19 protein-coding genes are annotated in these 16,807 nt (G+C 71.4%); 8 read left to right on the forward strand and 11 right to left on the reverse strand.

Annotation, left to right across the window (positions count from 1 at the left end):
- Positions 1–5: 5 nt before the first annotated feature.
- Together OG494_RS35995 and OG494_RS36000 are read right to left on the reverse strand one after the other, a co-directional pair.
- Entirely contained in the window at positions 6–1,172 is a 1,167-nt protein-coding gene (locus OG494_RS35995) for a glutathionylspermidine synthase family protein (protein WP_328446386.1), read from the reverse strand.
- Positions 1,173–1,724 (reverse strand): hypothetical protein, encoded by a 552-nt coding sequence (locus tag OG494_RS36000; protein ID WP_328446388.1) that lies wholly within the window; start codon positions 1,722–1,724, stop codon positions 1,173–1,175.
- Positions 1,725–1,878: 154 nt separating this feature from the next.
- On the opposite strand from OG494_RS36000, the gene OG494_RS36005 reads away from it, so the two are divergent.
- The 4 genes from OG494_RS36005 (at position 1,879) to OG494_RS36020 (ending at position 5,127) form a co-directional block, all read left to right on the forward strand.
- On the forward strand, positions 1,879–2,919 hold the full coding sequence (locus OG494_RS36005) for a septum formation family protein (RefSeq protein WP_328446390.1): 1,041 nt from the start codon (positions 1,879–1,881) through the stop codon (positions 2,917–2,919).
- Complete coding sequence (locus OG494_RS36010) at positions 2,919–3,269, forward strand: metallopeptidase family protein (RefSeq protein WP_155548455.1); 351 nt, start codon at positions 2,919–2,921, stop codon at positions 3,267–3,269. Before OG494_RS36005 ends, OG494_RS36010 begins: the two co-directional genes overlap by 1 nt.
- Before the next feature lie 95 nt (positions 3,270–3,364).
- Entirely contained in the window at positions 3,365–4,600 is a 1,236-nt protein-coding gene (locus tag OG494_RS36015) for an MFS transporter (protein WP_328446393.1), read from the forward strand.
- Positions 4,601–4,644: 44 nt separating this feature from the next.
- Positions 4,645–5,127: a hypothetical protein gene (locus OG494_RS36020; protein ID WP_328446395.1), complete on the forward strand. Its 483-nt coding sequence runs from the start codon at positions 4,645–4,647 to the stop codon at positions 5,125–5,127.
- Between the two features lie 3 nt (positions 5,128–5,130).
- Here the strand turns inward: OG494_RS36020 and OG494_RS36025 are convergent, their stop codons facing one another.
- From OG494_RS36025 to pheA, 3 genes are all read right to left on the reverse strand, one after another.
- Positions 5,131–5,772 carry a DUF4232 domain-containing protein gene (locus OG494_RS36025; protein ID WP_328446396.1) on the reverse strand — a complete coding sequence of 214 codons (642 nt, stop codon included), beginning with the start codon at positions 5,770–5,772 and terminating at the stop codon, positions 5,131–5,133.
- A 168-nt stretch (positions 5,773–5,940) separates the two neighbouring features.
- Entirely contained in the window at positions 5,941–6,558 is a 618-nt protein-coding gene (locus tag OG494_RS36030; RefSeq protein ID WP_328446398.1) for a histidine phosphatase family protein, read from the reverse strand.
- Positions 6,555–7,463, reverse strand: coding sequence for a prephenate dehydratase (gene pheA / locus OG494_RS36035; RefSeq protein WP_328446400.1), 909 nt, complete (start codon positions 7,461–7,463; stop codon positions 6,555–6,557). Before pheA ends, OG494_RS36030 begins: the two co-directional genes overlap by 4 nt.
- 98 nt (positions 7,464–7,561) lie before the next feature.
- On the opposite strand from pheA, the gene OG494_RS36040 reads away from it, so the two are divergent.
- From OG494_RS36040 to OG494_RS36050, 3 genes are all read left to right on the forward strand, one after another.
- Positions 7,562–8,176 (forward strand): macro domain-containing protein, encoded by a 615-nt coding sequence (locus OG494_RS36040; protein ID WP_328446402.1) that lies wholly within the window; start codon positions 7,562–7,564, stop codon positions 8,174–8,176.
- A gap of 110 nt (positions 8,177–8,286) precedes the next feature.
- Positions 8,287–9,219 carry a type I pantothenate kinase gene (gene coaA / locus OG494_RS36045; protein ID WP_328446404.1) on the forward strand — a complete coding sequence of 311 codons (933 nt, stop codon included), beginning with the start codon at positions 8,287–8,289 and terminating at the stop codon, positions 9,217–9,219.
- 209 nt (positions 9,220–9,428) lie between these two features.
- Positions 9,429–9,584 carry a hypothetical protein gene (locus tag OG494_RS36050; protein WP_328446406.1) on the forward strand — a complete coding sequence of 52 codons (156 nt, stop codon included), beginning with the start codon at positions 9,429–9,431 and terminating at the stop codon, positions 9,582–9,584.
- 1 nt (position 9,585) lies between these two features.
- On the opposite strand, the gene OG494_RS36055 is transcribed toward OG494_RS36050, so the two are convergent.
- From OG494_RS36055 to OG494_RS36065, 3 genes are all read right to left on the reverse strand, one after another.
- Positions 9,586–11,100, reverse strand: coding sequence for a hypothetical protein (locus tag OG494_RS36055; protein ID WP_328446408.1), 1,515 nt, complete (start codon positions 11,098–11,100; stop codon positions 9,586–9,588).
- 276 nt (positions 11,101–11,376) lie between these two features.
- Positions 11,377–12,714 (reverse strand): hypothetical protein, encoded by a 1,338-nt coding sequence (locus OG494_RS36060; RefSeq protein ID WP_442874326.1) that lies wholly within the window; start codon positions 12,712–12,714, stop codon positions 11,377–11,379.
- Positions 12,715–12,802: 88 nt separating this feature from the next.
- Entirely contained in the window at positions 12,803–13,735 is a 933-nt protein-coding gene (locus OG494_RS36065; RefSeq protein ID WP_328446410.1) for a nitrate- and nitrite sensing domain-containing protein, read from the reverse strand.
- Between the two features lie 135 nt (positions 13,736–13,870).
- Between OG494_RS36065 and OG494_RS36070 the strand changes: the two genes are divergently transcribed.
- Complete coding sequence (locus OG494_RS36070) at positions 13,871–14,194, forward strand: nucleotide pyrophosphohydrolase (RefSeq protein WP_328446412.1); 324 nt, start codon at positions 13,871–13,873, stop codon at positions 14,192–14,194.
- Here OG494_RS36070 and OG494_RS48490 read toward each other — a convergent pair.
- From OG494_RS48490 to OG494_RS36090, 3 genes are all read right to left on the reverse strand, one after another.
- Positions 14,082–14,828, reverse strand: a complete 747-nt coding sequence (locus OG494_RS48490; RefSeq protein ID WP_442874327.1) for a DUF3024 domain-containing protein — start codon at positions 14,826–14,828, stop codon at positions 14,082–14,084. The two genes, OG494_RS36070 and OG494_RS48490, sit on opposite strands and share 113 nt — an antisense overlap.
- 71 nt (positions 14,829–14,899) lie before the next feature.
- Positions 14,900–15,031: a hypothetical protein gene (locus OG494_RS36085; protein ID WP_328446413.1), complete on the reverse strand. Its 132-nt coding sequence runs from the start codon at positions 15,029–15,031 to the stop codon at positions 14,900–14,902.
- Positions 15,032–15,063: 32 nt separating this feature from the next.
- Positions 15,064–16,758 carry a 3'-5' exonuclease gene (locus OG494_RS36090; protein ID WP_328446415.1) on the reverse strand — a complete coding sequence of 565 codons (1,695 nt, stop codon included), beginning with the start codon at positions 16,756–16,758 and terminating at the stop codon, positions 15,064–15,066.
- Between the last annotated feature and the right edge of the window lie 49 nt (positions 16,759–16,807).

Raw genomic sequence — 16,807 nt, forward strand, 5'->3', positions numbered from 1 at the left:
TTGTATCACGACTCGGGGATGCGGTGTGGGACAAATGCCGCACCGTCGTCGGTGACCAGGCCGCCGGTCTCCCGGATGCCCAGTCCCGCGGAGCTGTCGCCGACGATCCACGCGCCGAGCGCCGGCCGGTAGCCGTCGAACTCGGGTAGTGGGTCGAACGCCTGGTAGACGAAGCCTTCGGCGCCGTAGACCCCGTCGGTCTGGGTCTCGTAACCGGTGGCGACGATCTGGACGTTCGCGCCTTCACGGCCCAGTTTCGGCTTGCGCACGTACTCGGTGAGCAGGCCGGGGTCGTCGGCGAACGCGGGCAGCAGGTTCGGGTGGCCCGGGTAGTTCTCCCACAGGATCGCCAGCAGCGTCTTGTTGGAGAGGATCATCTTCCAGAGCGGCTCGACCCACAGCGTCCGCGGCAGCGACTCGACGGCGTTGCGGCCGAACTCCTCGTCGACCAGCCATTCCCACGGGTACAGCTTCAGCACGGTCGCCATCTGCTGCTCTTCGAGGTCGACGAACCGCTTGAGCACCGGGTCCCAGCCGACCTCCTCGATCGCCAGGCCCACGGTGTCCAGGCCGGCCTCGGCCGCCGTCTCCTGCAGGTACGCCGTGGTGACGTTGTCCTCGCCGGACGGGTCGGCCGCCGACCAGGTGAAGTGCAGCTCGTTCGACGGCAGCTTGTCCTGCAGGAAGGACCACCGCTCGACGAGCTTCTCGTGGATCGAGTTCCACTGGTCGTCGTCCGGGAAGACGTCGGTCTTCCAGTGCCACTGCAGCAGCGACGCCTCGAGCAGCGTGGTCGGCGTGTCCGCGTTGTACTCGAGCAGCTTCGCGGGCGACCGGCCGTCGTAGCGCAGGTCGAACCGGCCGTAGACGTGCGGGTCCTGCCGCTTCCACGACTCGGCGATGTGCGGCCAGACCCACTCCGGGATGCCGAACCGCTGGTAGCCCTCGGTCGTCACGACGTTGTCGACGGCTTCGAGGCACATCGAGTGCAGCAGTTCGACGTCGGCCTCGAGCGAGAGGACCTCGTCCATCTCGAAGACGTAGTGCACCGACTCGTCCCAGTACGGCCGCACCCGGCCGCTGCTGTCACGGGCCGGCGTGCCGTAGACGAGCCCCTGCTCCTCGACGATCCGCTGCCAGTCGCGCCGCGGCTCACGCCGGTCCCGGTACACCTAAGATCCCCCGCTCTTGCCGCTGCCGCCGGTCCCGCCGGTGCTGCCGCTCTTGCCGCTGATGCCGAAGCCGCCGCGCTGGACGGACTTGCCCGACTTGGTGTTGACGTTGGTGCGCGACGACGGCGCGTCGAACGAGCCGCCGGACACGCGCTGGCCGATGGTGCCGGTGCCGCCGTAGTTGTACCGGTAGCTGTTGTAACCGCCCCCGCCGATCGGCAGGAACAGGAAGCCACCGCTGGAGTACCCGCCGTGACTGGTCACGTAGTTCTCGTCGCAGTTGTCGTCGCCCTGGACGATGCCGTTCGAGTCGGTGCAGACGGCGGTGACGTCACCGGCCGGCTTCGCGACCGAGTAGAACGTCGCGACCAGGCCGACGAGCCCGACCGTGACGCCGCTGCCGATGAGGATCTTGCGCCGGGTGGCCGCCTTGGCGTCCGCCTGACGGGCCAGCTCCTCGTCGCGTTCTTCCTGGGCGAGCGCCTGCTGGCGGGCCCGCTGTTCGGCGAGCGAAGGCTCGCGCCGTTGCGTGCTGGAGTCCTGGAACCTCATGGAACCGCGCTTCGGCGGCTCCGAGGGCGGCTGGTCCCCAGTGTTGTTGTCCTGCGTCATATACGCTCCGTAATCACCGGCCACCACGAAACCGTGACCACCCTAACCACCCGGATCGCGCACGTCGCGCGCGACGCGGGCATCATGGACTGCGATGTCTTCCAGCGCCGATCGGTTCCCTGCCGCCACGCAGACGCTGCGCACCCGCGTCGTGATGGGCGGCATCTTCGCGGGCGCGCTCATCGCGCTCGCCCTCAGTGTCGTCTTCTCGTGGGGCGGCGGCATCACGGGCGGCGTCGGGGGTGGGGCCGGCAAGCTGTCGGCCGCCGCCGAAGAAGCCTTCCATTCGCCGCCCGGCAGCTGCCTGACCTGGGACAATCCCGACGCGAGCGACGCGCGCAAGGTGGTCTGCACCCAGCCGCACTTGTTCGAGGTGACCACGCTCGTCGACATCGGCGCCCAGTTCCCGGAGGGCGCGCCGACCCCGACGCTGGACCAGTGGCAGCAGATCGCGCAGCAGAAGTGCACCGCCGACGTGAAGCCGTACCTCGGGCACAACCTCGATCCTTACGGAAAGCTGACGACGAACCTGCTGCGCCCGACGACGTCACAGTGGGATGACGGCGACCGCCAGCTGCGCTGCGGCCTGCAGTGGGCCGGCCCCGGCGGCAAGCTGCTGCCGACCACGGCCCCGGCGAAGGAGCAGGACCAGTCGCTGGTCTTCGAGCCCGGCACCTGCCTCGCGCTGCTCGGCAAGGGCGTCGGCGACCCGGTCGAGTGCACGAAGCCGCACTCCTACGAGATCATCGCGACCCTCGACCTCAAGTCGAAGTTCAAGGACGGCTACCCGAAGCAGGACGACCAGAAGGCCTGGCTCGACACCGAGTGCACCAAGGCGGCCGCGGACTACACCGGCGGCGCCGACCTCGACGCCAAGCACCTGATCCTGACCTGGGACCTGCGGGAGCAGGAGAGCTGGGACGCGGGTTCGACGAAGGTCAACTGCAAGGTGGCGGCGAAACTCCCCGACGGCAGCGGCCTGCAGGCCGTGACCGGCAGCATCAAGACCGCGCCGGCGGGCACCGACGGCGGCCAGCCGGGTGACGGCCCACCCGCCGACGGCCCGCCGTCCGACGGCGGTGGCGGCCCGGAGACGTCGAGCTCCGCGCCGCCGACCTCGAAGCAGAACGGCTGATGCCCGTCGAGATGAGCCGGGAGCGGTTCGAAGAACTGGTCTCGGAGGCCCTGGACGAGGTGCCGGCGGAGTTCGCGAAGGCGATGGACAACGTCGTCGTGCTCGTCGAGGAGTTCAACGACGAGGCGCCGGACATCCTCGGTCTCTACCACGGGATCGCGCTGACCGAGCGGACGTCGTCGTACGGCGGGGTGCTGCCGGACCGGATCTCGATCTACCGGCAGCCGATCCTGTCGATGTGCGAAGACGAGGACGAAGTCGTCGAAGAAGTCCTCATCACCGTCGTGCACGAGCTGGGCCACCACTTCGGCATCGACGACGCCCGGCTCCACGAGCTCGGCTGGGGCTGACACCAGTAGTAACTCTGTGACCACGCTGGGGTGAACGCACCGTTATCCTGTTACCCGAAGTCATTGGGTGACTGCGAACAGTGCCGGGGGCCCCGATGGACACCTCCCGAAGACTCACGTGGCTGCTGACGTCGAGCGCCGCGTCCCACCTCGGGGACGGCATCGGCAAGGTGGCCCTGCCCCTGCTGGCCACGACGCTGACGCGGGACCCGGTGCTCATCGCCGGCCTGTCCGCCACCCAGTTCCTGCCCTGGCTGCTGTTCGCCGCGGTCGCCGGCGCGCTCGTCGACCGGATCGACCGCCGGCGCGCGATGGCCGTCGCGAACACCGCGCGCGCGGTCGCCGTCGGCGCGCTCGCGGTGCTCGTCGCGAGCGGCGGGCTGACGATCTGGCTGGTCTACCTGACCGCGCTGGTCATCGGGACCGCCGAGACGGTCGCCGACAGCGCGGCCAACGCCCTGGTCCCGGCGGTGGTCGGCGACGGCTCACTGGACGCGGCCAACAGCAAGCTCCAGGCGTGCGAGATCGTCGGGCAGACGTTCCTCGGCGGCCCGATCGGCAGCACGGCGTTCGCGCTCTTCGCCGCCTTCCCGTTCGTCCTCGGCTCGGCCGGGTTCGCGATCGCCGCGGCCGTGCTGCTCGGGCTGGCCGGGACCTACCGCCCACGGACCGAGGCGCCCGCGCAGCGGCTGCGCGTCGAACTGGTGGCCGGGCTGCGCTGGCTGCGGGGCCACCCGCTGCTGCTGCGCCTGGTCGCCGTCGCCGGGCTGCTCAGCCTGGTCAGCGAGCTCGCGCAGGCCCAGCTGGTGCTCTACGCGCTCGACGACCTCCACCTGTCCGACGCGGCGTTCGGGTTCTTCGCGTTCGCCGGCGGGATCGGCGGGCTGCTCGGCGCGGGCGCCGCGCCACGGCTGGTGCGTGCGTCGAGCCGGCGCGCGGTGCTGCTCGGCGGGATCCTCGGCTGCGGCCTGGGGTTCGGCGGGATGGGGCTGGCGCGTTCGCCGGTGACCGGGGCGGCGCTGTTCGGCCTGTTCGCGGCGGCGGTCGTCGCGGTGAACGTCGTGCTCGCGACGGCGCGGCACACACTCGTGCCCGGTGAGCTGCTCGGCCGGGTGCTCGGGGTCTGGCGCACGGTCGTCTGGGGCGCGATCCCGGTCGGCGCCCTGCTCGGCGGCGTGCTGACCGAGGCGCTCGGCACCGCCGCGCGCACGTTCGCCGTGTCCGGGATCGCGATGCTGATGATCACCGTGTTCGCGTTCGGCGCGCTGCGGCGGTTCGCACTCGATGACGAATCGGCCTCAGCCGGGGCGCTTCCGCACCAGGATCCGTAAATGTGAGCTGAAATGTCTCATCACCCAGGTGGTGGGAGGCGGATATGCGCACCGTGGACCCCGGTACCGGCACCGACGCCGGTCCCGACTACGAAGAGTCTTCGGCCGAATCCGGTGAGCCCGCGGCGCCGACGCCGCCGTCTCGCCGGTTGCTGGTGCTCTGCGCGGTGGCCGGGTTCGTGCTCGGCGGTGGCGTGCTCGGGCTGCTCTGGGGGCTGTCCGGGGTGCACGCCGGCGCCCTCGACGACGCCCTCGCGGCGTGCCAGGCTCTCGACCGCGTCGGCGACATCCCCGACACGAGCCGCGAGACGCAGCCGGCGCTGACGCCGGGGCTCACGCCGGAGCGGCTGCACCGGATGACCGCCGCCCGCGAGCTTTCGGCGGCGGCCGCCCAGGTCAACGAGAACTACCAGCCGCTGGCCGACCACATCGACGGAGTCAGCCGGATGGTGCTCAGCCTGCACTTCAACGACATCTCCGGCCAGCGGCACCTGACCCAGGCGCGGGAGATCTGCGCCCGCATCTGACGTCTAGGCCGGGTGCACCGTCTTCACCGCGAGCTGGTTGCCGGGGATCTTCGTGCTGGCGCAGCCGGTGCCCGGAGCCGGCACGAAGTTCGACGCCGTCTCCTGCGGCAGGTAGATCCGCAGGCCCTTGACCTCGGCCGGCTGGCAGGTGGCGGAGTCGAAGTTCCGCACGTTCACGAACTGGATGTCGGCGGCCGCGGACTGGCCCGGGTTCAGCTTGACCGCGTTGCCCTTGGCGCCCTCGCGGAAGGCGTCCTTGCCGACCTGGTGCCCGTCGGTCCCGCCGACGTAGGAGACGCCGGGGAAACCCTGGATCTCGCACGGCTTGCCGCTCGAGTTCGTGATGACCAGCGACCGGTACAGCGAGCCGGCGCCCGCGTCCCCCTGGCCGAGCGCGAGCTTGACGTCGCCGGCCTTGCAGAGCCCGTTGTCGACGGGCGCGGCGGTCGGCGAGGTGGCCGGGGCCGGGCTGCTGGAGCTCGGCGTCGCGGTGGGGGCCGTCGAGGAGGTGGCGGACCCGGACGTCGACGGCGTCGAGCTGCTCGCCGCCGGCGTCGTCCCGCCGCTGCCGCAGGCGGAGAGCGCGAGGACGCCGGCCGAAGCCGCGACGACCGGGAAAAACCGTGAAAGCCTCGTACGAACCATTTCACTCGCCTCCCTGTGCTGGGTGCTACTAGTGGGTAGACGCACGGGCCCCCCACCAGGTTGGTTCCGCACCGTGAATCACTCACGAACCCTATGCGGATCTTGTCCGAAGTACCCGGCGGTGACCTGCGCCAACCCGCTGAACTCACCCGTGTGTGTGAGGGGCGGTCAGAGCGGCGTGTCGACCCAGGTGAGGCAGTACCACTGCGCGTCCGGCCGCGCCTGCAGCTCGACGATGCCGGTGTTCGGGATCAGGGCCGCGTTGGCGACGTCGGCGTGCACGTTGGGCGCCAGCCACTCGGCGCCGAGGCGGATCGCGCCACCGTGGCTGACCAGGGCGACGACGCCGTCCGGGTGGGCCTGCTCGTGCTTGGCGCGCAGGCGGCCCACGGCGTCGAGCATCCGGGTGCGCACGCTCGTGCCGTTCTCACCGCCGGGCAGCGCCGGCTCGAGCTCGCCGAGCGTCCACTTCTTCACGGTGTCCATGTAGGTCCGGATCGACTTGTGGTCGGTGGCGCCTTCCAGGTCGCCGGCGACGACCTCGTGCACGCCGTCGACGACCTGCACCTCCAAGCCGAACCGCGCGGCCAGCGGCGCGGCGGTCTGCTGGGCGCGGGTCGCCCGCGACGCGTAGACCGCGACCACCGGCTCCCCCGCCAGCAGGCCCGCGAGCGCCGCGGCCTGCGACTGCCCCAGCTCGGTCAGCGGCGGCCCGGGCAGCGCGGTGTCCAGCGCGCCGCGGACGTTCCCGTCGGTCTGGCCGTGGCGGATGAGCAGCAGCCTCACGCCAGGTCCCCCTTGCGGACGGCGTCGGCCCAGACGGCCGCTTCGACGAAGTCGTCGTTGCCGAAGCCGGGCTCGAGCGTGGTCCGGGTGCTGTCGGCCCGCGGGTGCGAGCCGAGGAAACGCAGGTTGCGGCAGTGCCGGCGCAACGCCGTCAGCGCGTCGAGGATCCGCGGCTCAGCCACGTGCCCCTCGAAGTCGATGAAGAACCGGTACTCGCCGAAGTTGCTGCGGGTCGGACGCGCGTCGAGGCGGGTCAGGTTGATCCCGCGGTCGGCCAGCGCGGTGAGCAGCTCGGCGAGCGTGCCGGTGCGGTTCACGGCCGCGGCCACCACCGAGGTCCGGTCGGCGCCGGTCGGCGCGGGCAGGTCGCCCGGCGGGCGGACCAGCAGGAACCGGGTCGCCGCGTCGGTGACGTCGGCGACCTCGGTGGCCAGCACCTCGAGGTCGTAGTGCTCGACCGCGACGGGCGCGCAGACCGCGGCGTCGAAGTCGCCCTGCAGCACGCCGACCGCGGCCGCGGCGGTCGAGGACGACGCCACCGGGTTCGCGTCCGGCAGGTTCGCCTCCAGCCAGTCGCGGACCTGGGCGAGCGCGTGCGGGTGGCTGGCCACGGTCCGGATCTCGCGGTCACCCGGCCGGGTGAGCACGCTGAAGTGGACCGGCAGGATCGTTTCGGCGATCGCGACCAGCGGCGTCGACTCGCTGAGCGCGTCGAGGGTCGCGGGCACCACACCTTCGACGGAGTTCTCGATGGGGACGCACGCGGCGTCCGCCTCGCCGTTGCGGACGGCCGTCAGCGCCAGCCGGACGGTCTCGACGGGAATCAGGTCCCCGCCGCCGGCGAGGACCCGCGCGGCCTGTTCGGTGAACGTCCCCTGGGGGCCGAAGTATGCGATCCGTGACACAACACCCAGGTTACGGGGCCGGGGCGTGGCGACATTCACTCGGACAGCCGGTACGCCACCCGGTTACGCCGGGTGGTGTTTTTTGCGATGCTTGAGGGGTGACCGCCGACTCGGGCACGCACGCCGGCCACGAGGGCACCCACCCGCCGGTGTCCCCTCGGTCCCCGGAGCTGGTGCTGTGCGCCGTCGATGAACCGCTCGCCACCGCCTGGACCGCCGTCGCCGGGAAGGTGGCGGGCCGCGTCCGGGTGCACCGCGGGTCGGTGCTCGACGTCCTCGCCCAGGCCGTGGTCAGCCCGGCCGATTCCTACGGCCGGATGCGGGGCGGCATCGACGCCGTCTACGCGCGGGCGTTCCCCGGCGTCGAGCAGCACGTCCGCAGCGCCGTCCTGGCGTTTCACGGCGGTGAGCTGCCGATCGGCGAGGCCGTGATCGTGCCGACCGGCGAGGCCGAGCCGGCGTGGCTGATCAGCGCGCCGACCACGCGCGAGCCCGGCGAGGTGCTGCCCGCCGACACCGTGCACCCCTACCTGGCGGCGCGGGCGGTGTTCCTCACGTGGCGGGACGGCCTGCTCGACGACGGCCCGGTGCGCGAGTCCGTCGAGACGATCGCGATGCCCGGGCTCGGCACCGGCGCGGGCGGCGTGGACCCCGCGACCTGCGCGCGTCAGGTCGCCGCGGCATGGGACGACGTCTTCCGTCACTCCAGGTGAGCACCCCCGGGTGGGGTGGACATCACAGCGCGTTCAACGGCCGCAAGCCCTACCGTTGATGGACGCAGGTGAACGTCCGCCAGTGCAGGCGACGGTCGGAGGAGTGTGCGATGACCCGGGTCCGCGAACTCAGCCCTTATGTCGAGCTGCACCGGGAACAGTGGAAAGAACTGCGAAGTTCGACGCCGTTGCCGTTGACGGCGGACGAGCTGCTGCGCCTGCGCGGCCTCGGCGAGCAGGTCGACCTGGCCGAGGTGGCCGACGTCTACCTCCCGCTGTCCCGCCTGATCAACCTGCAGGTCGCCGCGCGCCAGCGGCTCTACGAAGCGACCACGACGTTCCTCGGTGACGACTCCCGCGGCACGAAGGTCCCGTACGTCATCGGCATCGCCGGGAGCGTGGCGGTCGGCAAGTCGACCACCGCCCGCGTCCTGCGCACGCTGCTCGCCCGCTGGCCGGACCACCCCCGCGTCGACCTCGTCACCACGGACGGGTTCCTCTACCCGGGCGCCGAGCTGCAGCGCCGCGGGATCATGCACCGCAAGGGCTTCCCGGAGAGCTACGACCGGCGCGCGCTGCTGCGGTTCGTCACCGAGGTCAAGTCGGGGGCCGAGCGCGTCGCCGCGCCGGTGTACTCGCACCTCGCCTACGACATCCTGCCCGGCGAGGAGCAGGTCGTGCAGCGGCCGGACATCCTCATCATCGAGGGCCTGAACGTGCTGCAGCCCGGCCCGCGGCTGACGGTGTCGGACCTGTTCGACTTCTCGATCTACGTCGACGCCCACACCGACGACATCCAGCGCTGGTACGTCGAGCGGTTCCTGAAGCTGCGGCACACGGCGTTCGCGGACCCGGCGTCGCACTTCCACCACTTCGCCGGCCTGCCCGACGACGAGGCCCGCGCCGAGGCGCGGCACCTGTGGCACTCCATCAACGAGCCCAACCTGATGGAGAACATCAAGCCGACCCGCCCCCGGGCGACGCTGGTGCTGCGCAAGGACGCCGACCACACGATCAACCGGGTCCGGCTCCGCAAACTCTGACACCGTCACCCCGGCCGTTCACCCACATGTCGTCTTTTCCACTGTGGGCGAACGGCCGGGCACGCGCGGTGGCTCTCAGCTCCGGTTTCCCGGCCGATCGGCCGAGGTGGACCGCTCAGCCGTAACCGGTTGGCCGATACCGGCGACCCGTTCCGAAAGCGACCCTGAGGGAACCAGGAAAACGACTCTGAGCTGGGAGGAGGCCCGCGATGTTCGCGATGATCCTGACGTGGGTCGGTGCGGTGCTCGGTCTGGCCCTGCTGATCGCGATGGCCGCCGGGGCGTTCGTCGTCGACTTCGACGACAAGCTGCAGGAGCGACGCCACCGGACCAAGCCCGTCGAACCGGCGGGCCCCCTCCCGTGAGTCAGCTCAGTTCGGCCAGCGCCTCCAGGTAACCGTCGGCGTCGTATTCGAGCGCCTCTTCGGACTCCAGCAGCGTGCTCTCCAGCGCGTCGATCAGCCGGTCGAAGATCTCGACGCGGTCGAGCTCGCCCTCCTGCAGGCGCTGCACGGCCTGCCAGGCCTCGACGGGCTCGTCGTCCCACAGCTGGTCGACGACCGTGGCGCGCAGCACCAGCCGTTCTTCTTCCTCGTCCTCGTCCGCCTCGGCGATGACGAGCGCGCGCCGCTGCTCGGGGTCGGCGGGGTCGAGGTCGACCTCTTCGTCGCCGATCTCCGCCGTCAGCGACGGCACGGCGAACATCCGGCGTTCCAGCGCGTCGGCCAGCTCGGACGGCGACAGGTCGCCGACGTCGCCGAAGTAGCGCTCGAGCGGGGAGTCGTCTTCGTCGTTGTACTCGCCCAGGTACTCGGCGACGGCCTCTTTGAGCGCCGCCGTCGCGGTCTCGGTCAGGCCTTCGCGCCCGGCCGCCCACTGCGCCCACGCCAGCACCACCGGCTCGACGGCCTCCTCGTGCTCGGCGTCCAGCTCGTACTCCTCACCCAAGAGGCCCTCGAGGAACCGCGCGAGCTTCTCCGGCCCGACCCGCAGCGGGTTCGCCGGGTCGGTGCGCAGGCCGTGCTCCAGCAGCAGGCCGCCGATCGCGCGCGCGGCGTCGGCGTCTTCACCGCTTGCGACGGCGAACTGCTCGACGACGGCGGCCCGCTCGGTGTCGGACCACTCGGCCACCTCGGGCACGAGCGACGGCTCGGGCAGCGCGCGGCACCAGGTGAGCGCGACGGCGTGGAAGCGTGCGTAGTCCTCGCTGACGTCCGCCTCGTCGAGGCGGTCGGTCGTGTCGAGGCCGTCGGCGATCAGGCGGTGCGCGTCGGCGGGGTCGACCGGTTCCAGCACGACCAGCTCGGGGTCGGCCTCGGCCTGTTCGCGCATCTCCTTGAGGACCTCGCCGGGCTGGTCGATCACGACGAGGTCGCGCACCCGGCCGCCCTCGGTGAAGTCCAGCAGCGCGAGCAGGCCGTGCACCTGGTCGCCGTGGCCGAAGATGATGAGCAGGGACGACTCGTCGCCGTAGACGTCGCCGGTGCGCCAGCACTCGCCCGCGGTGACGCGGCCCAGCCCGCCGGCCCACGGCGGCGCGGGGATGCCGCGGCCGAGGACGGTCTCCAGGCCGGCGTCGGCGGCCTTGCGCTCGACGTCGGTCTCCGCGACGACGGCCAGCGCGGCCAGCAGCGCGGCCGCGCCCGGGGTGATCTTGCGCTGCGCGAAGGCGATCAGCTCCAGGCCGAGCGTCTCTTCGCCCTCTTCGAGCGGTACGTCGTGGAACTGGCCGAGCACCTCGGAGGCAAGCAGTTCGACGTCCACCGGCGCCGGGTCGGCGCCCATCGCCGAGAAGTCGTTCAGGACGTCCTTGAACAGACCGGTCACGCTGTGCGTGACGGGTTGGGGGGCCTTCTTGCGGGCGCGACTCACCGGGCTCATGGGGTCATGTTTTCATGCACGCTTTGCGGGGGTTCGGGTGGCGGAGCCCCCGGCCCGGGGCAACGCCCCGGACGTCACAGCCTGCTTTGCGGGGGTTCGGTCCGGTTACGGCCGAGCAGGTCGCGGTGGCCCTGGCGCGGGTCCCGCCGGCCGCTCGACGGGGAGGCGCCGAGCCGGCCGGTGGAACAGGGCCACCGCGACATCACTGGCCAGAAGCGGTGTGACCGCCTTGGCGGGCTCGATGCCGGCGATGCACGTGCAAACCGGTTCAGCCGGTCAACGAGCCGCGCGCGGTGAGGTTACGGCTTTCGGCAGGGCGATGCGCGCGGCGCGGATTTCCGTGATCAGCCGCGTTTTCCGCTTGTGGGTTTCCACCAGGGCGCCGAGGTAAGCGGTGAATTCGTCCGGGGTTCCGGCGCGTTTGTGCAAGGTGCGCAACAGCTTCAGCCGGCGCGCGGCGTCCTGGTAGGCCTGCGGGTCCTTGCGCTCGATGAGCTCGTCGACCTCGGCGCGGAACACGGGGATCGTCTCGGCCGGGTGCTCGGCCGAGCGCAGCTCCGCCAGCTCGAGCCTGACCTGCGGTGATGCCTCGAACCGGACGCAGGCGCGCCACGCTTCGTCGGGCCGGCCGTCCTCGAGCAGGACACGCGCCAGCTCGTCGGCGTGCTCGACGCCGTCGGCGGCCCGCTCGCGCAGGCGGGCCAGCGCGGCCCGGCGCTGCACCGGCCACTTCCCCGCGTCCGACGCGGCTTCGCGCAGCGCGGCGTACGTCTCGCGGCCCGGCCGCTCGTCGAACTCCTTGCGGCGGCGCGAAACGTCGTCGTCCTCTTCGGGCTTCGCGGGCGGCGGCCGGAGGTGCTTGTGCGGGGTGAGCGCGCGGGCGGCGTGCGCGATGGCCTCGCTGTGCCGGCCCGCGGCCCGCAGCACTCGCACGATCTTGAGGCTGACGTCGACGCGCGGCGGCTTGGCGGACAGGATCGCGACCAGCCCGTCGACGTCGCCGAGCACCTCGGCCAGCTGTTCCTGCAGCCGCTCGGCCACGTCGCGGCGGTGCCCGGGCCCGCTCGCGGCGAGCACGTCGTCCACAGTGGACTTGATCCGGCGGAGGCCGGGTTCGCCCAGCGGCGGCGCGAACTCGGCGAGGTCGATCACCGGGCGGCCGGGGCCGTCGAACTCGACCTCGAGGATCCAGTCGGCCAGCTTCTCCGGGTCCGGCGGCCGGGCGGCGCACGCGCGGGCGTAGATCTCGACGGCGCGGTCCAGCCGGTCGCCGAGGTCGCCCGGGTGGTCGCCGGCCTGCTCGTACATCTCGCTGATGTCGTCGACGGTGCGGCGGGCCAGCGGCGCCAGGTCGGCGCGGCTGCCGGCGTCGAGCATCCGCTGCAGGGTGTCGAGGACCGCGCCGACTTTCGCGGTGTACTCGACGTTCCCGTCGGTCACCGCCGTGTCCAGCAGCCGGTGCGCCTCGCTGACGTCACCGGATTGGGTCGCGGCGCGCAATTCGAGCGAATGGCGTAGCTCAGGGTCACGCTCGGCTTGGGCGTGCAACAGGTCCGCCAGCGTCTCCGCGTCCAAAGTGCGCAGGTAGGGGCGGAGATCCGAGGGGGGACTCACGCGCACCAGTCTGCCCGACCACGGCGAGGTGGCGTGTGGGCCAACCGCGTGCTCTTTTCGGAGTAGTACTTCACGTTCGGTGAGCGCTTCATCGGTGTCGCAGGTCTTCGAGCACGGCTTTCCTCGGCCACGGCTCCGGCACCCGCGCCGATAGTGACCGAGCGTGGCGGGGCCGCGGGATGACCGTGTGGGCCGCCGGGTGCATCGTGGGCACCATGATCGGCACGACCGGCACCGGCACGCGCGCCACCAGCCGCCGGACGACCACCAGCAGGAGGACGGCGAAGAGCAGGATCCCGGTGCCCGCCGCGAGCGCGCCGGCGAGGGTGCGGCGGCCGTCGTCGAGGGTCAGCTGCACGGCGTACTGGCTCTGCCGGCTGTAGAGCTCGCCGAGCTGCTTGGAGACGGCGTAGGCGGCGCTGCGCCACGCGGATTCGGGGATGGGCAAGGGTTCGGCGGCGCCGAGCGCGTCTTCGGCGGCGGCGAGCCGGCTCCAATCGGCGCTGCGGGTGACGGCCTCGTAGACCTCCCGGCCGGTCTCGGTGAGCTGCCCGGAAACCTGCGCCAGCTCGGCCCGGTAAGCGGCGACGGCGGTGACGAACGACCGCCGCGTCACGCTGTCGAGGCCCGCCAGCGCGAGGGCGTCCGCGCGGTACATGCCTTCCGCCACGGAAAGCAGCTCGATCGCGGTCGTCTGCTGGTACCCGGATTCGGCGTCGGGCGCGCGGCGCGCGTAGTCGCGGAGTCCGGCGATCGCGTCGTCGATCCGCTGGGTGAAAATCGCGTACGCCGACGACCGGTGGTCGGGCGCGGCCATCGCCGCCCCGCGCTGGGCCTGCAACGAGACGACCGCGCGCGCCGTCCGGTCCGCCGCAGCGGCGGTGTCCATGGCCTGGTCGCGCGTCCGAACCGCTTGCTGGACCAGAAAAGCCGCGATCACCAGCGCGACGACGACGAGCGCGGACCCGGGGATGAACGCGATGCCCAGCATGCGGCCGCGCACGGATCGCAGGTACTTCAAGTACGTTCCTTTCCCAGCACCTGGCCCCGCAACCATCCCGACGGTGGTCAACCTATTGAGTGAGAGATTCACCGGTCAACGCCAGTCCGCCATACGGCCGTTAGCGGTCCGTGACCGCCGAGGACAATCGGCCCCGTGACCTTCGACGACGTGACCCAGCGGCTCCGCGACTTCGCGGCCGCGCGCTCCTGGGAGCCGTACCACACCCCGAAGAACCTGGCGATGGCGTTGTCCGGCGAGGTCGGCGAGCTGACCTCGCTGTTCCAGTGGCTGACACCGGAGGAATCCGACGCGTGGCGCTCGGACCCCGAGCTGGCGAAGAACGTCCTGGACGAGATCGCCGACGTCACGCTCTACCTGCTGCAACTGGCGGACCGCCTGGGCGTCGACCTGCCCGCGGCGGCGCACGCGAAGATCGACCGCAACGAGCTGCGCTTCCCGCCGCCCTCGCCGAGCTGACCCCGGAAGATCCCGTGGGGATGGCGACCGGCGCGTCCGGGTAGGCGAGCCACTTGCCGTTGTGATCGGCCCACTTCACCGACCAGATCCCGTGCTCGTCGAGCCGCGGCTGAGCGATCTTCTGTTCGGTCCACTCCGGCCCGGCCTGCGGCCGCCACGGCGCGCGGCACTCCAGGATGGTGACCGTCCGCCCCCGCGTCCGGCACTCGACCCGAGTCTGGTCCAGGACCCGCTCGGGCACCCGCTGAGCACACCACCGTTCGATCTGCCGCAGGGCCAGTTCCGGAATCGCCGCCATGGGACCGGTGAACCCCATCCCGTCCAGACCTACGACGACCTCGTCGTAGGTCTGGTGGGGAGCGCACCCGTCGGTCCACATGACGACACAGCCGGGCCGCTGTGGCAGGTAGGCGGCGAGCTGGTCGTAGATCCGCGCCACGACGGCGGTCCCACCTCGACCCTGGACGACGTCGTCGACGCCGCTGTTCGTCCCACTCGCCACCCGCGCGGCGAACCGCTCCAGGGCGACGGGCTTTTCTGCGGTCAGCAGGATTTCGCGGTACTCGGCCCCGGCCCGCACAGCGGCGGCCTCGAAGGCCTCGATGTCCCTAACCCGCGTAGCGATCTGCGGCATGACGACGTCGTGCCCGTCCGCAGGCGCGCCTCCGCCATGGCGACGGCGAGCACCTGCGCGGCCTTGAAGGTCTAGAAGAGGTCTCCCCGCCACCCGCCGATCAGGCAGACGACCCGATCGGTATCGAGGTTCAGCACCCCCGGCCGCACCTCGGCGTACCGCTGCGCGATCGTCGACTTCCCGATCCCGGACGGCCCGTTCAACTGATCAGTTTCGGCACCGGACCGAGGCGAGGCTACCGAGTTTCCGGTGCCGCCAGCCACCAGCCGCCGAGCAGGGCCCCGACGCCGAAGATCGCAACGAAGATCCCGGCGGCCAACGGGGTCCCGCCGAACATCGCGAGGACCACGCTGAACATCAGCAGCAGCCCGACGCCCATCAGAACCCGCCCACCGATCACCTTTCCGGTCCGGGCAGGCGCTGCCGCGACGGGTTCCGGCACCGGAGGCATGACCGGACGGGGCGTGAACTGCGTCGGCCGGGGCTCCGGAGGACGGGGCGCGACGGGTTTGGGCGACACGGGCGAGGGTGCGGGCGCGACAACGGCGGTACGCGGCGCTGGCGCCGGCTCGACCGGCGCGGCCTCGAACCCGAGAACACCCGGAGCTTCGCGGACGCCGAGCACCACAGCGCCCAGTTCGACAGCACGCGCCAGCCTCGGTTCGTGATCCGGCACCGTGTCGTCGCGAACCAGATGGGTCACCGTCGCGGTCAGCTTCTTGGCAAGCTGCGCACCTTCATCCAGGACGCGGGCGCGGATGCGGTCCGCCGCCGCCGTGCTGCCGAGCACGAGCACTCTCGTGGGCTTGCCATCGCCGGCCGGACGCAAGTCACCGACAATTTCGGCCACGCCGAGCGCGGTCGCCACCTGCTGCAGCTCACGGGCCTCCGTGGTAGTCACCACCCCGTCACCCTCGGCGACGGCCCGGAGTGCCAGCACGAACTGCTCGTGAGTGGAGCGGACCTGCGCTTCGGGAAGCCCGGCCTCGGTGGCTAGCGAGGCCAGGGCCCAGACCTCGTCATGCGTCAGGTGCGCATCGGCGACAACTCCGGCGAGCAGGTCGAGGTACGCGTAACCGAGCGCAGGATCCTCGCCGACCGGCCCCATGGCGACGCGCTCGACGACGTCGGCCATCCACCCCTGCTCGGCCTCCGGCCGCGCAACACGAGGGTGCAGCTTCCCTGCGGTCCCGTACCGCGGCACGGGCGGGAATGCCGGCGCGACCGCGAAGGTGAACCCGTGCCGGCCGAAGAGCGTCGTCACCAGACGCGCGACCATCCGCGCGTCGATCAGCGCCGCCTGCCCGAGTTGGCCGGGCACACCGAAAGCGTGCGCCACGGTCGCAAGCCGGTAGTTGGGCAAGCGGGCGACGTTCTGCGCCGCAGCCACCGTGCCGACCGCGGGAAGCGCCGGCAACCGGATGCCGAGGCGAGCCACTTCGCTGTTCAGGAAGCCGCCGACTAAGGGCAAGTTGTGCGCGGCGATGACGCTGCCGGCGCACAGGTCCAGCAACGGGCCCAGCACCGCGCCGAACGGCGGCGACTCATCGAGTTCTTCCCGCGTGACACCGTGGACGAGCTCCGAGCCCGGCGAGATTCCGCGTCCGGGGTTGACCAAGGTCGTGAATTCACCGATGACGGCACCGTCCGATCGAACCCGCACGGCCGCGAGCTCGACGACGCGCCCCGGCTTCAACCCCGTAGCGCGGATTTCCACCGCGGTGAAGTCGATACCGTGCGCTGAATGGCCTCCGGCGGCCGACAACGGGAGAGATTCGATCACGCTGACAGATCGCTTCGCGACACGGAGCCGTGACAGCTTTTCGACCAAGAACTGTTGTTCGTGACCAAATCGTGACAGCAAGATTCCGCCGGGTAACAGATGATGGTCCGTTACGTGCTGAGGCGTAACGTCGTCCAGAGTTTTCACGAACCCAGGATCGGCACGTCGCGTCGAGGAACGAGGACAACTTCGCATG

The organism is Amycolatopsis sp. NBC_00438 (genome assembly GCF_036026695.1).
Classification (GTDB): domain Bacteria; phylum Actinomycetota; class Actinomycetes; order Mycobacteriales; family Pseudonocardiaceae; genus Amycolatopsis.

Bases quoted from the DNA above. Each gene is read 5' to 3' on its own strand.
- OG494_RS36000 (WP_328446388.1), bottom strand. From the start codon at position 1,724: ATGAGGTTCCAGGACTCCAGCACGCAACGGCGCGAGCCTTCGCTCGCC.
- OG494_RS36005 (WP_328446390.1), top strand. From the start codon at position 1,879: ATGTCTTCCAGCGCCGATCGGTTCCCTGCCGCCACGCAGACGCTGCGC.
- OG494_RS36010 (WP_155548455.1), top strand. From the start codon at position 2,919: ATGCCCGTCGAGATGAGCCGGGAGCGGTTCGAAGAACTGGTCTCGGAG.
- OG494_RS36015 (WP_328446393.1), top strand. From the start codon at position 3,365: ATGGACACCTCCCGAAGACTCACGTGGCTGCTGACGTCGAGCGCCGCG.
- OG494_RS36020 (WP_328446395.1), top strand. From the start codon at position 4,645: ATGCGCACCGTGGACCCCGGTACCGGCACCGACGCCGGTCCCGACTAC.
- OG494_RS36025 (WP_328446396.1), bottom strand. From the start codon at position 5,772: ATGGTTCGTACGAGGCTTTCACGGTTTTTCCCGGTCGTCGCGGCTTCG.
- coaA (WP_328446404.1), top strand. From the start codon at position 8,287: ATGACCCGGGTCCGCGAACTCAGCCCTTATGTCGAGCTGCACCGGGAA.
- OG494_RS36050 (WP_328446406.1), top strand. From the start codon at position 9,429: ATGTTCGCGATGATCCTGACGTGGGTCGGTGCGGTGCTCGGTCTGGCC.
- OG494_RS36055 (WP_328446408.1), bottom strand. From the start codon at position 11,100: ATGAGCCCGGTGAGTCGCGCCCGCAAGAAGGCCCCCCAACCCGTCACG.
- OG494_RS48490 (WP_442874327.1), bottom strand. From the start codon at position 14,828: ATGCCGCAGATCGCTACGCGGGTTAGGGACATCGAGGCCTTCGAGGCC.